Raw genomic sequence first — 14,837 nt, 5'->3', positions numbered from 1 at the left:
TAATGGAAGAAAAGGATTTAATGCCGCTGCTGGATAAAATTCACAATGCGGCCGATGTCAGAAAATTAAGCCGTTCCCAGCTTCCCGAACTTTGTCGGGAGGTAAGACAAACCTTAATTGATACCGTAAGTAAAACCGCAGGTCATTTAGCGTCGGGGCTTGGCGTTGTCGAGCTTACCGTGGCGCTTCACTACGTTTTTGATACCCCTGATGATTTTTTAATTTGGGATGTCGGTCATCAGGCCTATCCGCATAAAATTTTAACGGGACACCGTAAAGAGCTTGCCACTATCAGACAAAAAGGCGGTCTGCATGCGTTTATCTGGCGTGGAGAGACTCCTTATGATGTTTTATCTACGGGGCATGCGTCTACATCCATCGGATCCGCTTTAGGCATTGCCGTAGCGCAGCATCAGCTTGGCACCAAGCGCCAGGTGGTTGCGGTTATCGGTGACGGCGCTTTGTCGGGCGGCATGGCTTTTGAAGCTTTAAACCATGCCGGAGCCTTTATGGACAAGGGCGTCAATCTTCTTGTGATCTTAAATGATAACGAGATGAGTATTTCAGAAAATGTCGGCGGTCTTGCCAAAGGTTTGTCGCGAGTGCTGTCAAACCCTCACTACGCCAAGCTTGTCGAAGGCGGCAAAAAAGTTTTGGAAAAGCTGCCGGCGGTAAGACGTTTTGCCTTGAGGGCGCAAGAGCATGTCAAGGGCATGATCATGCCCGGAACTTTGTTTGAGGAGTTCGGCTTTAATTATATAGGACCGGTGGACGGGCATGACGTTAAAGGATTGGTGCAGATTTTACAGAACGTAAAAGAAATCGGCGGTTTGCAGTTTCTGCATGTCGTTACTTGCAAAGGCAAGGGTTATCCTCCTGCAGAAAAAGATCCGATTTGCTATCACGGCGTGCCGCGTTTTGATCCTGCAGAGGGCGTTCATCCTACGCCTTTTCCGTCGGATCGCTCTTTTTCTGCGGTATTCGGCCGCTGGATGTGTGATAAGGCAGCGCAGAACGATAAGTTAGTCGGAATTACTCCTGCCATGCGTATCGGATCGGCACTTGATGAATTTGCCAAAAGATATCCCGATCGCTTTTTTGATGTCGCTATTGCCGAAGAGCATTCTTTGGTGTTTGCCTCTGGTCTTGCCGCAGGCGGTATGCGCCCAGTGGTTGCGATTTACTCAACTTTCCTGCAGCGCGCTTATGACAGCGTGTTTCATGATTTGGCATTGCAGGATCTGCCGATTATGCTGGCTATCGACCGAGCCGGTGTTGTAGGCCCAGACGGTCCTACTCATCACGGTGCTTTTGATATTGCCGCTTTAAAGGCAATTCCCAATCTTACTATTATGGCGCCGTCATCCCGTGATGAACTTTATAAAATGCTAAATACCGGATTTAAGTTAGGTCATCCCTGTGCGGTACGTTATCCGCGGACGGAAGGGGTCGGCGAACTTGACGGCATCACGCTTGATGATACCGTAGAGATAGGTAAGGGAAGAGTCTTAAGTGAGGGAGCGAAAATTGCAGTGCTGTGCTTTGGCGTTTTCTCACAGGATTACCTTGAATATGCAAAAGAACAAGGCTACACCTTAGTTGATATGCGCTTTATAAAACCGTGGGATGAGGCTTTGGTTGAAGATCTGATAAAAACCCATGATCGCATCATTACCGTCGAGGACGGAGTGGTAAAGGGCGGCATCGGTGAAGAGATAGCATCCTTCGTGCAGCGTAAGATAGGTGATAGGAAGGTTAAGGTTTTGAATTTGGGACTTCCCGATCGCTATATCATGGAAGGAACCCGTAAAGAAATAATTCATGATTTGAGGCTTGACGTTTCTGGTCTTGATGAAACTGTGGCAGCTTTTCTTAAGGAGTAAGTAAATATGCCGTCATTTGACATTGTTTCGGAAATTAAAAAAGATGAATTGCAAAACGCCGTGGATAATGCCAATCGCGAACTGCAAAGCCGTTATGATTTTCGCGGCGTTGAGGCGGCATTTACTTTAAATAAGCAGGATCTTACGGTTAAAGTCGAGGCTGATGAAGAATTTCAGGTGCAGCAGATGGATGATATTCTGCGCGGCAAACTCGTTAAGCGCAATATTGAGGCTACGGCTGCCGAATTCGGGGAAATTACCCGTTCTGGGAAAAAATCGATTCAGACTGTGAAGTTTAAAGAAGGTATTGATAAAGATCTGGGCAAAAAGATTATCAAGCTTATCAAAGATTCCAAAATTAAAGTTGATGCTAAAATCAATGACGATACCGTAAGAGTAAGCGGTAAAAAGCGCGACGATTTGCAGGCGGTTATCGCATTGGTGCGCGGCGCTGAGCTTTCGCAGCCGCTGCAGTACAATAATTTCCGTGACTGATATGGAGTCAAAAACAGCGGCAGGTACAGAAAACAAGCCGACGCTTGCCGCGCAAATCTTTTCTAAAAATATGGGCATCTGTCTTATAACCGGATTTTCATCCGGTTTGCCGCTTTTTGTGCTCTTAAATTTGATGTCCGCTTGGCTGCGCAAGGAAGGAATTGATCTGAAAATAATCGGGATTATGTCGCTTATCATGATCCCTTATACCTGGAAATTTTTGTGGGCACCAGTTTTAGATCGCTTTACTCTGTTTAATTTAGGCAGAAGGCGCGGCTGGATGCTTGCAACACAGCTTGTCCTTATCGCCTTAATCAGCGCCTTAGGATTTTTAAAACCGCAGTATTCGATGGGCTTGGTGTCTTTGGGGGCGCTGTTAGTTGCTTTTGCTTCGGCAAGTCAGGATATCGTCATTGATGCCTATCGGCGTGAAATATTGTCTGACAATGAGCTGGGACTTGGCAACTCGCTTTTTGTTAACGCATACCGTATTTCAAGTTTGGTCCCGGGCGGTTTATCGCTTATATTGGCCGATATTATGCCTTGGCATGCGGTTTTTACCATAACAGGCTGTGCCTTGGTGCCGGGATTTATTCTCAGCATATTTTTAAAAGAGCCCAAGGTTGCGCATAAACCGCGCACTTTAAAGCAGGCCGTAGTGGAGCCTTTTTCTGAATTCATAAAAAGACGCGGCATTGCGGCGGCATTGTTGACCGTAGCTTTCGTTTTTTTATATAAAATCGGCGACTCGATGGCAACGGCGCTTGCCACGCCGTTTTATATGGACATGGGATTTAATCTTACGACAATAGGCATCGTAGCCAAGAATGCCGGATTATGGTCAATGGTGGCAGGCGGCCTGTTAGGCGGGGTTATCATGCTTAAAATCGGTATTAATAAAGCGCTGTGGCTTTTCGGTATAGCGCAGATGGTAACGATTTTAGGCTTTGTGTGGCTTGCCCATGCCGGGAGTGAGGGAAGAGCCGGTGTGTGGCTGCTTGCACTGGTTATCGGTGCCGAGGCTTTAGGTACGGGGCTTGGAACTGCCGCTTTCGTTTCTTTTATCGCGCGCGAAACCAATCCTTCCTATACCGCTACGCAATTTGCGCTTTTAACCTCTTTCTCTGCCGTACCCCGTACTTTCTGCAATGCCGCGACCGGATTTTTGGTAGAGAGTCTCGGTTGGGAGAGTTTCTTTATTTTATGTACGCTTTTGGCCGTTCCCGGAATGCTGCTTTTATTTAAAGTCGCTCCGTGGAACGGAAACGGATCGGTTTTTGAGTAGGGCATAATTTATCAATCTTTCAACTTACAAAATTGATAAATTTGTATCAGTCAAGATGCTTTTTTAATTTTTTGAGCGTTGGTGCATATTTTTTGCAAAATGTTGACGCAGTACAAAAGCGCGTAATTTTCGTAAATTACTTTTTAATATTTATGATAAAATTTATCTGATTAAGTCTGCTTATTTGAGTTTGGCTTTTATTACCAATAAAAATACCGCTCAATTTAAGAGGATTTGCAGTGGAGTAGTTGTTTTCTCCCAGAAGTTTAGGATTGGAACCGCCTATGATTAACATCAAAAAAGGATTGGACCTGCCGATCGGCGGCCAGCCTCTGCAATCTATAGGAGAGTCTCCAGCGGTAGCTCACGTCGGTATTTTAGGCGTGTGTGATCATCCCGGCTTGAGACCTTCCATGGCGATTGAAACAGGCGACGTCGTCAAAAAAGGCCAGGTTCTTTTCGAGGATAAGAAAAATCCCGGAGTACGTTTTACCGCTCCGGTTGCGGGAAAGGTTGTAGCCGTAAATCGCGGTGAAAGACGTGTCCTGCAGTCAGTAGTAATTGAAATTGATCCGAATGGCAAGAGTGTTGAGTTTAAAAAGACCCCGGCCGATAAATTAATGGATCTGACTTCAAAAGAAGTTATTGATGAGCTCGTCGAATCCGGCATGTGGACAGCTTTCCGTGCCCGCCCGTTTGACAAGATCCCTGCCGTTAATACTTTACCGCACTCTTTATTCGTCACGGCAATGGACACTAATCCCCTTGCCGCAGATCCGAAAGTGGTAATTAGCGCCGATCCCGAAGCTTTCCTCAATGGCCTTAAGGTGTTAAGCCGTTTAGGCGATTTCAAGGTATACGTCTGCAAAGCTGAAGGATCTTTACCTTCCTGCACCGCAAATAATGTAACTGAAGAAGTTTTCACCGGTCCGCATCCTGCAGGATTGCCGGGAACTCATATTCATTTCCTTGATCCTGTTTCCGAGACCAAGACCGTTTGGCACATCGGCTATCAGGATGTAATCGCAATCGGTCATTTGTTTACCGAAGGTCAGTACTACGGTAAGCGCGTTATTTCCGTTGCCGGCCCTTGCGCTAAGAACCCGCGTTTGGTATCTACCTATCAGGGGGCTTCAGTAAGCGAGCTGACCGCAGACGAAGTAGCCGACGCTCCGCACGGCGTCCGCGTTATCGCAGGCAGCGTGCTTTGGGGCAATAAGGCAGTAGGTCCGTTTGCATACCTCGGCCGTTATCACCTTCAGGTTTCCCTTATCGAAGAGGGTACCATGAATGAGTTCTTGGGTTGGATGGGCCCCGGCTTTAACCGCCATTCAGTATCCCGTGCATTCGCTTCTGCTTTCTTCAAACCGGCATCTTACACCTTCAACACCGCTTTAAACGGCGGTCCGCGCCCGATGGTTCCTATCGGACAGTACGAGAAGGTATTCCCGTTTGATATGGAACCTACCATGCTGCTGCGCGCCATTGAGATCAACGACGTTGATCAGGCAAAGCTTCTCGGCTTATTGGAGCTTGCTGAAGAAGACGTGGCTTTGTGCACTTATGCATGTCCTGGCAAGACCGATTACGGTCCTTTGCTCCGCAGAAGCTTGACTAAGATCGAGCTGGAGGGTTAAGCCGTGTTGTTAGAGATAATGAAAAAATTTGCGCTTATGTTTGAGAAGGGTGGCGTCCTTGAGAAGCTGTATCCTCTCTACGAAGGCACTTTCACATTCTTATTTACTCCGGGTAAGGTAACCACCGGATCAACTCATGTTCGCGACTTCGTTGATTTGAAGCGCATCATGATCATCGTATGGTTTGCCGTTCTCCCGGCCATGTTATGGGGCTGGTATAACGTCGGCAATCAGACTGTAGGTGCCATTGCATCATTGCCTAATGCCGAAGATATCGTTTCCGCATCATACAGACTCTTCAGCAACGACTATCATTATGCTTTAGTGCAGATGTTAGGCGGTACGCTCGGAGCTGATGCCGGATTCTACAGCAAGATGCTTATCGGCGCAGTTCACTTCCTCCCGATTTATATCGTCGTCTTCGCCGTCGGCGGTTTCTGGGAAGTTTTGTTCTGCATCGTCCGCAAGCACGAAGTTAACGAAGGCTTCTTCGTAACCTCCATCTTGTTCGCCCTCATCGTTCCTCCGTCACTTCCTTTGTGGCAGGCCGCTTTAGGTATTTCCTTCGGTGTTGTCATTGCCAAGGAACTCTTCGGCGGTACCGGACGCAACTTCATGAACCCTGCTTTGGCAGGCCGTGCCTTTTTGTTCTTTGCATATCCTGCAAGCATTTCAGGTACCAACTGCTGGGTTCCGGTTGACGGCTTCTCAGGTGCTACCCCTCTTGCACAGTGGCAGGCAGGCGGCGTTGACGCTTTGGTCAACTTTGCCGGTGAGCAGATCACCTGGTTTGATGCTTTCCTGGGCAACATCCCCGGCTGTATCGGTGAAGGTTCAACCTTAATGATTTTGGTCGGTGCTGTAATCATTTTGGTTACCGGTATTGCTTCAGCCCGCATTATGCTCGGCGTCCTTATCGGTGCTTTCCTGTGCTCCACTTTATTTAACGCCATCGGCTCCGACACCAACCCGATGTTCTCCATGAACTTCATGTGGCACCTCGTTTTGGGCGGTTTCGCCTTCGGCTTGGTCTTCATGGCTACCGATCCGGTATCCAGCTCCTTTACCAACAGCGGTAAATGGGCTTTCGGTATTCTGATCGGCGTGATGGTAATTTTGATTCGTGTCGTTAACCCGGCATATCCGGAAGGCATGATGCTTGCCATCTTGTTCGCCAACTGCTGCGCTCCGTTGTTTGACTACTTAGCAACTTTGCGCAATATTAAGAAGAGGAGAGTTAGCCGTGCTTAAGCTGAATAAAGATTCTGCTGTCGGAACTTTCGTCATCATCATTGCATTCTGCTTGGTCTGCTCCGTCTTGGTATCAAGTGCGGTAGTTGCTTTAGGACCGTTCCAGCAGGCTGCTATTGCCAATGACCGCCAGGTCAACATTTTGAAAGTTTCCGGCTATGACGTGGAAACCACCGTTGCCGACACTTACGCTAAGCACATTGAAGCCAGAATGCTTGATGTCGCTTCAGGAAATCTCGTTCCTGAAATGCAGGCTCAGGCCGACGGCTACAATTTTGCTTCTGCCGCAAAACAGGCAGGTGCTTCCGAAGCCATTCCGGCTGATAAAGATTTAGCCAAAATCCGTTCACGTTCCAAGTTGATGCCTATATACATCGCAAAAGACGATAACGGTACCCCGACCCGCATCATCCTCCCGTTCTACGGTCAGGCATTGTGGAGTACCGCATACGGCTATTTGGCCTTGTCCACTGATGCCAACACCGTTGAAGGCATAGTTTTCTACAGCCACGGTGAAACTCCGGGCCTGGGCGGTGAAATTGACAATCCGCGCTGGCAGGCAATTTGGCAGGGCAAAAAGCTTGAAAATGCCGACGGTGAGTACGCTTTGAACATTACCAAAGTACCGGACCGTGAAGGTCCGCGCAAGGACTTTGACGTTGACGCATTGTCCGGTGCTACTTTGACTTCAAATGGCGTTAACAATGCCGTTCATTATTGGTTCGGCGATGCTTATAAGCCGTTTCTTGACAACCTTCGCAAGGGGGAGATCCTTAAATGAGTGATGTAAAGGTCCCTACTTGGAGAGAAGCTTTCCTAGAGCCTCTTATCACCAATAACCCGGTGATGATTCAGATTCTGGGTATCTGCTCCACTCTTGCTGTTACCTCAAGTATGAAAACAGCGTTCGTTATGGGTATTTCCGTAACGGCGGTTACCGCATTGTCAAATTATGCGGTATCCCTTACTCGTAATTACATTCCAAGCAGTGTGCGTATCATCGCTCAGATGACTATTATCGCTTCCTTGGTAATTATGGTTGACCAGATCTTAAAAGCCTTTGCTTACGATCTGTCAAAGCAGTTGTCCGTATACGTCGGTTTGATCATCACTAACTGTATCGTTATGGGTCGTACCGAAGGCTTTGCTTTGAAATATCCGCCCGTCCAGTCATTCTTTGACGGCTTGGGCAACGGACTTGGATACATGGTGGTGCTCTGCATTATCGCAACCTTCCGTGAAATCTTCGGTTCCGGATCCTGGTTCGGTTTTACCATCATGGAAACCGTCAACAACGGCGGCTGGTATGTTCCGTGCGGTCTCCTCGTAATGCCTCCTTGCGGATTCTTCTTCGTCGGCATTTTGATTTGGGCCGTCAAGAGCTATCGTAAGGAATTAATCGAGCCGGCTGAATACGATACTCATAAGGAGGATTACTAATGTTAGAGCATTATCTTTCCCTCTTTGTAAGAAGTATCTTCATTGAGAACATGGCTTTGTCCTTCTTCCTCGGTATGTGTACTTTCCTTGCCGTATCAAAGAAAGTAACCACTTCCGCAGGTTTGGGCCTTGCCGTAGTTATGGTGCAGGTTCTGGCCGTTCCGGTAAATAACCTCATCAATACCTACATCTTAAAGCCGGATGCCTTGATCCCGGGACTTGACCTCTCGTTCCTGAGCTTCATTACCTGGATCGGCGTTATTGCCGCTTTGGTACAAATCCTGGAAATGTTCCTTGATAAGTTCGTACCGAGCCTCTATAGCGCTTTAGGTATTTTCTTGCCGCTTATCACCGTAAACTGCGTTATCTTCGCCGGCGTATCCTTCATGGTTCTCCGTGAGTATACCTTCGCCGAATCCGTCGTCTACGGTTTAGGTTCAGGTCTTTCTTGGGCATTAGCCATCGTATTGCTTGCCGCTATTCGTGAGAAATTAAAGTACTCCGATGCACCGGCAGGTCTGCGCGGCATCGGCCTGACTTTCATAACTGCAGGACTGATGGCCTTAGGCTTCATGTCCTTCTCAGGCATTCAGCTCTAAGGAGGAAACATGTTTACAATTATGTCCGGCGTTGTGATGTTCGTTGTCATCATTGCAGTGCTGGTTGGTTTGATTCTCGTTGCCAAGCGCTTTTTGGTGCAGGAAGGTGACGTAACCATCGGCGTCAACGGCGATCCTAATCTCGCTTTGACCTGCCCTGCCGGCAACAAGCTGTTAAACGATTTGTCCGATAAGGGCGTGTTCGTTTCCTCAGCTTGCGGCGGCCGCGGTGCTTGCGGTCAGTGCAAGGTAAAAGTCGTAAAAGGCGGCGGTGACGTTCTGCCGATTGAGTATTCTCACTTCACCAAGCGTCAGATCCGTGAAGGCTGGCGTCTTGCCTGCCAGGTAACCGTCAAGAACGATTGCGAAATCGAGTTGCCTGCCGAGGTATTCGGCGTTAAGAAATGGGAATGCACCGTTATCTCCAATGATAACGTAGCAACCTTCATTAAAGAGCTGCGTCTGCGTATCCCTGAAGGCGAAGAAGTTCCGTTCCGTGCCGGCGGCTATATTCAGATTGAAGCCCCTGCCCATACCGTTCACTACAAGGATTTTGATATCCCAGCAGAGTATCGTAAGGACTGGGAGCATTTCCATCTGTTTGATCTGGTGTCAAAAGTTGACGAGCCGACTATTCGTGCATACTCTATGGCCAACTATCCCGGTGAGAAAGGTCTTATTATGCTCAACGTCCGTATCGCAACTCCTCCGCTTCGCCAGCTTAAGGAAATTCCTCCGGGGATCATGTCCTCCTATATTTGGAGCTTGAAGCCTGGTGATAAGGTTACTATTTCAGGTCCGTTCGGCGAGTTCTTTGCTCGTGAAACCGACAATGAAATGGTATTCATCGGCGGCGGTGCCGGTATGGCTCCGATGCGTTCACACATCTTCGATCAGTTGAAGCGTTTGAACAGCAAGCGTCGCATCTCTTTCTGGTACGGTGCCCGTTCCTTAAGAGAAGCTTTCTATGTTGACGAGTTCAATCAGCTTGCCAAAGAGCATCCTAACTTCACTTGGCACTTGGCTTTGTCAGATCCTCTTCCTGAAGATCATTGGACCGGTTTGACCGGCTTCATCGCCAACGTCTTGTATGAACAGTATCTTAAGAATCATAAGAATCCTGAAGATTGCGAGTTCTACATGTGCGGTCCTCCGATGATGACCAAGTCTGCTGTGGATATGCTCCACTCTTTGGGTGTTGAAGACGAAAACATCCTCTTTGATAACTTCGGCGGTTAATAAAAAGCTGAGGTTTAAGACAGAAGCCGGCCTAGTGCCGGCTTTTGCGATCTTTTTTAGAGTAAATTTAATTTTATTTAAGCAAAAGTAAAAAAAAGCATTAATATATGGGGACAAAAATTTTGGATTATTTTTAATTTATGAACTTAATTTTTCTGTTTCTTTTCATGGTGATAGCTCCTATAGCGGAGTCAGCCGAGTCATGGGAAGCGGGCAGAATCGACTATGATGACGGCACTTCGGAAATAGCCGCCTTCGTCAACACTCCGGAGAAAATTCAGCTGCAGATTGTGCTTTGCGCCAGAAACGAGCCGATAAACTATCGTTTTTCCTTAATTTTCCCCGAATCTTTAGATTACTCAGCCTTTTTTAAAGTAAAAGTATCGTCAGCAGGTGATACTACACAGGCTTATGCCGAGTTAAACGGCAATACTCTTGATTTTCAGCTCGATCCGTCCGTGTTTGTGAATTTGCCGGATGCGCCTGACTTATCCATTGAGTTTGAAAAGGATGATGCCGACTTTTTAGGTATCGCGCAGGTTTTAAATATTCCGGTATACGGGGCGGATGTCACGATTAAGCAGATTGCAGCAGAGTGCGGATATCTTTGCGTCAATGAAGATTTTAAATGCGAGTCGCCGCTGGTGTCCGCAATTTTGTGGCCCAGAAGCGGTTTTATTGATGATTCGGTAAGCGAGCTTGATGAAATTTGTACGCGCGGCAGTAATAAAGCCTATAGTTTTAATTTAAATGACAAGTGCAAGCAGGCGCTTGATTTACGTTTTGCGGCTATCGGTTTTGAGCCGTTGTCGTTTTTAGACAAGCTCTTTCACGGTAAGGATTCTTCATACGCTAAATACCGCAATACCTGGAACGAAGCTTTAAGCGTTTTAAAAACAAAACAGGATCCGCAGCATCCTGACATAGAGACTGAGATTGCTTCTGAAGTTGATGATTATGATTGGTATTTGGCGCTTTACTCAATATTAGGATCGCGCAAGCTTACCGATTACCCTGCAAGCTACTTTGCGGTTTTGGATCTTGAAGAAGATCCGACAACGCTTTTGTATAACACGGACTCACGATATGATGTTGAGAGCCTTAAATATATGTCGGTATTACTGCGCAACAGCGATGATGAAGCAGATAAGCTTATTGAAAAGGCTATATCCGACTGGCGTATTTTTTATCGCGATTTAAGCATGTCTTTACCTTTAATTAAAGAAGCGCAGGCGCTGCGTCCGCTGTTATATCGCTGCATGCTGTTAAGATTGTGGATACTTGCCGGCAAGCCGCAGCCGATTGAATTAAAGCAAGATCAAATGTTTGTTCAGGGCACGGATCATAAGTACAGTACGGATGATGCGCTTGAGAAAAAATGTGCGTACTTTGACGGCGTACGCGGTGATGAATTTTTCTATGCTTCGCATGAGTGTGTGGATGCGATACGGCAAACTTTAAAGCAAAGCGATTTAATCAATGATGAGTATTATTCGTTACGAGAAAAATGGGATGATTACGCTAAGGACTGGAAAAAATCCATATTTTACTCGGAAAGTGCAGATGACGCTGCCGGCGAGCACCTGCTTACGGGCTTGAGCTTGCCGATGCTTTCGGCCTATAAAATTTACGGTTTCGGCGATTACTTTTTGCTTCGCGACTGTATCTCAAGCCGCGATCAGGATATTTGCTCGTTTGAAGAGCGCAGTCTCTATAACACCTATCAGTTAGAGCTTAATAATCGTTTGGCCGCAATTGACGCGGTATCGAAAGATGACGCTTTGGCGCTTAAAGCTTTAAATGATAAATGGCAGATTTATTATGAAGAGCTTGATAAATATTTAAAATCACTTGTAGCTGTGCATAAAATTCCGGCATGGCGAGCCTATATGGTAAAGGGCGTTGCCGCCATTATGCAGACTAACGCGGTATTGAATGCTCCTTACTATAAAGAAGAGCTTCCTGACATATCGCTCGACAGTTTTGACGGCGATGTGCAGGAGTAGTTAAGTTTTTTAGTTAAGAGTGCGATCAATTTAAAGTTTTGATGAAAGGTAAAACCGTACATTGTAAAATTTAAAAAGACAATTTAATTATTAAAATCTTGGGAAAGTAAATGGCTCAGTCTCTTTTTAGTTTTGTTACCAATGTGTTGTTTTATATCGCTATGGGCGGTATCTGCGTGTGTGCTTTCTGGGGCTATGTGATTGTAAAAGATCCTGTAAAACGTAGAAAAATCATGTCATACGGTTATTTTATTGCCGGCGTGTATTTTGCGGCTTTGGTTTTGTCATGCCTTTTGATGTTGATGGGAAGGCATTTTTAAATAAAACAATTCGTATTGGGGAGCTTTAAAATGGAAAATATTACTTTTTGGGCTGTTATTTTGATGATGTGGATGTTTTTAGGGTTTATGGCTTATTATGTTTATTTGCTTGGTAAAAAATAGCATATAAACTTACATTTTTAATAAAGCTTTGTTATGTAGCTATAATCTTAATTTACATGTGATATCAAGATAGGTGGTTGTATTAAATCTTTTATTAGATAAAGTTCGCTTTAATTTCTATTTATACAAGTCTAATTACTATTAGAAAATTAAAATAATTTCATGATAATAGATATACGCTTAAGTAATTTTTACTCAATTGATAATGATATTACGCTATCTTTGCAAGCTGTGAATTTGAGGGGAAAGCAGGCTTTGGCGCTTAAAAATAATGTTTTTGAGTGTGGAGATGAAAAATTACTTAAAACTGTAGTTATTTGCGGAGCTAATGCGTCAGGTAAGAGCAATATTATAAAAGTAATACGATTCTGTTTGAAGCTTATACTAAACTCGCATAATCATAATGAAAATACTGTTTTTAATTTTGAGCCGTTTAAATTTGCAGATAGTGAAAAATTAAGCTGCTTTGATATCCGCTTTTTAATTGACGGTATTGAATACGAATACTCTTTTTCGTTAACGAAGACGGAAATTTTTACTGAGTCTTTGTATTTTTATCCTCATGGCAAAAAAGCTTTGGTTTTTACCAGAGATGAAACAAAGGGCAAAAATAAGAAAGATATTTACTCATTTGGCAAGATGATTAAACGTCCTTTGGACGTAGCGGAGAGCTCTTCACGTAAAACGCTCTTTATTTCAAGAGCAAGCCAGATGGATTGCGATATTGCCAAAAAGGTTTTTTCATTTTTTAAAAATAAGATAGTTCCTGATTATACCGATTTCTCGCCAATTATTTTCGAGGAAAGTTTAAGGGACAATAAGAAAGATATATTGAGGCTGTTAAAGAACGTTGATTGTGATATTGTCGATTTTAGAATTAAAAAAGATGCTCAGATATCAAAAAATTTATGTATTACTACATTCCATAAGCCTAATCCGTTAATTCCTTTTGATTTTGACAGTGAAGAAGCAACAACAGGTACTAAAGATTTGTTTAAGCTATTGCCGATAGTTTTTACTGCAGTTAAAGAAGGCAAGTTGCTGTTGATAGACGGATTGGACAAGTGTTTGCACACAAAAGTAATTGAATTTATTTTAAGTTTGTTTAATGACAGTGATTCAGCTCAGCTGATTTTTACGACGTATAACACCAATTTGCTTAAGAGGTTCAGAAAGGATCAAGTGTATTTTGTAAATAAAGACGCCAAGGGATCTTCTGATTTATATTCTTTATATGATTTTAAGAATGTAAAAGACGGTCTTGATGTTGAAAAGGCTTATTTACAGGGCCAGTTTGATGCCATTCCGTACATTAATGACTTATATGATAAAATCATATAACCATTAATCTTTAATTTATAGATATAAATAAGAGTCAATAAAGCTCATTATTGATAATGATTTTTTGATGTTTTTAACATTTTATAAAAAATATGCATAGCCATGATCTTAAGGATCGTTAAAATTTATGTAAATAAGCAAATATATTCTTGGTTTGTAAGATAAAAATTTGTTAAGAAAGGATCAAAAAGAAGGCATAGAAATCTCTAAAATTAAATCAAGCAATATAAAAATCAGAGGTTCCTATGCCACGTCTATTATCTATCGGAAAAGACCGTAACTGCAAGGCTCAAATTAATGAACGTTCTTTAAAAAAGTATTTTTCTGCTGCCGTATCTCCCTCACTCATCGGTCGTTGGGCAAAAATAGTAGGTCTTAAGCAGAGAAAGAGCCGTTTCAATCCCGTCAGTTTTATTACGGCAATCATTGTGCAAGCAGGCTCGCAAGCCAAGTTCACCATAACTTCAATTTGTGCCCGCTATGCCGCCCTTTCAGGGCAGAGTATGGAGGTAAAACCGTTTCACAATAAAATCAAAAGGCCGGCGGTTACGGAATTGACGGGTATGCTGCTCAAGCACTATGCGGATTTACTCAGTGCAAAATTTGTAAAACCCAAACAGGGAAGCTTATTATTAAATACCCTGCGAGAGCACGGTCTTGCCGTTGATGATATCGAAGCGATTGACGGCTCTTATTGGCATGTAAATAACAAACTTGCAGCTATTTTTCCGGGAGCTCGTACTGCCGCTAAGGGTGAAGAGCTCAGAGATACTTATGATGAAACAGGTAAACTTGTAAGAAAAACCCCCGAGAATGCACAAATCGGTATGCAGACGGTATTTTCTTTAGTTTCCGGCATGTTTAAAACCGTAACCTTTACTGCAGGAAGCGCCGATGAAAGAGCTTTTGTTCCGGCAGATAAAAAACATCCCGTACTTAAAATCATGGACGCGGGCTATGTCAGCTATGCTTTACTTGAACTCATGCATAAAGCCGGCTCTTATTTTATGCTGCGCGGCAAATGCAATATGACGGGGAAAATCACCTCCTGCTTTCTTAAAGGCAAAACCTTAACTGATTTTATCGGTAAAGATTTAAAGGAGCCGCTGACAAGAGCCTATCGTCCTCACGACATTCTTGATATGGATGTAACTTTAAATAACGGACTTCAGGTAAGAATACTAAGGGTATGGAGCATCAACAAAGGTACCGTATCTT

At 44.4% G+C, this 14,837-nt stretch carries 13 protein-coding genes; all 13 read left to right on the top strand.

Annotation, left to right across the window (positions count from 1 at the left end):
* Positions 1–2 precede the first annotated feature (2 nt).
* Positions 3–1,883 (top strand): 1-deoxy-D-xylulose-5-phosphate synthase, encoded by a 1,881-nt coding sequence (dxs, locus tag HMPREF9444_RS06725; RefSeq protein ID WP_009143654.1) that lies wholly within the window; start codon positions 3–5, stop codon positions 1,881–1,883.
* Between the two features lie 6 nt (positions 1,884–1,889).
* On the top strand, positions 1,890–2,378 hold the full coding sequence (locus tag HMPREF9444_RS06720; RefSeq protein ID WP_009143653.1) for a YajQ family cyclic di-GMP-binding protein: 489 nt from the start codon (positions 1,890–1,892) through the stop codon (positions 2,376–2,378).
* A gap of 1 nt (position 2,379) precedes the next feature.
* Positions 2,380–3,663 carry an AmpG family muropeptide MFS transporter gene (locus tag HMPREF9444_RS06715; RefSeq protein ID WP_009143652.1) on the top strand — a complete coding sequence of 428 codons (1,284 nt, stop codon included), beginning with the start codon at positions 2,380–2,382 and terminating at the stop codon, positions 3,661–3,663.
* Between the two features lie 284 nt (positions 3,664–3,947).
* Entirely contained in the window at positions 3,948–5,300 is a 1,353-nt protein-coding gene (locus HMPREF9444_RS06710; RefSeq protein ID WP_009143651.1) for a Na(+)-translocating NADH-quinone reductase subunit A, read from the top strand.
* Between the two features lie 18 nt (positions 5,301–5,318).
* The gene (locus HMPREF9444_RS06705) at positions 5,319–6,551 is read left to right on the top strand and encodes an NADH:ubiquinone reductase (Na(+)-transporting) subunit B (protein ID WP_009143649.1); all 1,233 of its coding nucleotides are present in this window, start codon (positions 5,319–5,321) and stop codon (positions 6,549–6,551) included.
* Positions 6,544–7,332 (top strand): Na(+)-translocating NADH-quinone reductase subunit C, encoded by a 789-nt coding sequence (locus HMPREF9444_RS06700; protein WP_009143648.1) that lies wholly within the window; start codon positions 6,544–6,546, stop codon positions 7,330–7,332. The genes HMPREF9444_RS06705 and HMPREF9444_RS06700 overlap by 8 nt, the downstream gene beginning before the upstream one ends.
* Positions 7,329–7,991 carry an NADH:ubiquinone reductase (Na(+)-transporting) subunit D gene (locus HMPREF9444_RS06695; protein WP_009143647.1) on the top strand — a complete coding sequence of 221 codons (663 nt, stop codon included), beginning with the start codon at positions 7,329–7,331 and terminating at the stop codon, positions 7,989–7,991. Before HMPREF9444_RS06700 ends, HMPREF9444_RS06695 begins: the two co-directional genes overlap by 4 nt.
* Complete coding sequence (gene nqrE / locus HMPREF9444_RS06690; RefSeq protein ID WP_009143646.1) at positions 7,991–8,590, top strand: NADH:ubiquinone reductase (Na(+)-transporting) subunit E; 600 nt, start codon at positions 7,991–7,993, stop codon at positions 8,588–8,590. Before HMPREF9444_RS06695 ends, nqrE begins: the two co-directional genes overlap by 1 nt.
* A gap of 9 nt (positions 8,591–8,599) precedes the next feature.
* Positions 8,600–9,829: an NADH:ubiquinone reductase (Na(+)-transporting) subunit F gene (gene nqrF / locus HMPREF9444_RS06685; RefSeq protein WP_009143645.1), complete on the top strand. Its 1,230-nt coding sequence runs from the start codon at positions 8,600–8,602 to the stop codon at positions 9,827–9,829.
* A 140-nt stretch (positions 9,830–9,969) separates the two neighbouring features.
* A complete protein-coding gene (locus HMPREF9444_RS06680) occupies positions 9,970–11,835 on the top strand; it encodes a hypothetical protein (RefSeq protein WP_009143644.1) in 1,866 nt (621 codons plus the stop codon).
* A 110-nt stretch (positions 11,836–11,945) separates the two neighbouring features.
* Positions 11,946–12,155 (top strand): hypothetical protein, encoded by a 210-nt coding sequence (locus HMPREF9444_RS06675; protein WP_009143643.1) that lies wholly within the window; start codon positions 11,946–11,948, stop codon positions 12,153–12,155.
* A gap of 378 nt (positions 12,156–12,533) precedes the next feature.
* Complete coding sequence (locus HMPREF9444_RS06670; RefSeq protein WP_198002766.1) at positions 12,534–13,619, top strand: AAA family ATPase; 1,086 nt, start codon at positions 12,534–12,536, stop codon at positions 13,617–13,619.
* Between the two features lie 245 nt (positions 13,620–13,864).
* Positions 13,865–14,837: hypothetical protein (locus tag HMPREF9444_RS06665; protein WP_009143641.1), on the top strand; the 973-nt coding region annotated here is incomplete at its 3' end.

Origin of the sequence: Succinatimonas hippei YIT 12066 (assembly GCF_000188195.1) — a bacterium.
In the GTDB taxonomy this organism is placed as follows: Bacteria; Pseudomonadota; Gammaproteobacteria; order Enterobacterales; family Succinivibrionaceae; genus Succinatimonas; species Succinatimonas hippei.
The sequence above is the reverse complement of the archived record's forward strand: the minus strand, read 5'-3'. Positions and strand labels throughout refer to the sequence as shown.

Bases quoted from the DNA above. Each gene is read 5' to 3' on its own strand.
- dxs (WP_009143654.1), top strand. From the start codon at position 3: ATGGAAGAAAAGGATTTAATGCCGCTGCTGGATAAAATTCACAATGCG.
- HMPREF9444_RS06720 (WP_009143653.1), top strand. From the start codon at position 1,890: ATGCCGTCATTTGACATTGTTTCGGAAATTAAAAAAGATGAATTGCAA.
- HMPREF9444_RS06715 (WP_009143652.1), top strand. From the start codon at position 2,380: ATGGAGTCAAAAACAGCGGCAGGTACAGAAAACAAGCCGACGCTTGCC.
- HMPREF9444_RS06710 (WP_009143651.1), top strand. From the start codon at position 3,948: ATGATTAACATCAAAAAAGGATTGGACCTGCCGATCGGCGGCCAGCCT.
- HMPREF9444_RS06705 (WP_009143649.1), top strand. From the start codon at position 5,319: ATGAAAAAATTTGCGCTTATGTTTGAGAAGGGTGGCGTCCTTGAGAAG.
- HMPREF9444_RS06695 (WP_009143647.1), top strand. From the start codon at position 7,329: ATGAGTGATGTAAAGGTCCCTACTTGGAGAGAAGCTTTCCTAGAGCCT.
- nqrE (WP_009143646.1), top strand. From the start codon at position 7,991: ATGTTAGAGCATTATCTTTCCCTCTTTGTAAGAAGTATCTTCATTGAG.
- nqrF (WP_009143645.1), top strand. From the start codon at position 8,600: ATGTTTACAATTATGTCCGGCGTTGTGATGTTCGTTGTCATCATTGCA.
- HMPREF9444_RS06680 (WP_009143644.1), top strand. From the start codon at position 9,970: ATGAACTTAATTTTTCTGTTTCTTTTCATGGTGATAGCTCCTATAGCG.
- HMPREF9444_RS06675 (WP_009143643.1), top strand. From the start codon at position 11,946: ATGGCTCAGTCTCTTTTTAGTTTTGTTACCAATGTGTTGTTTTATATC.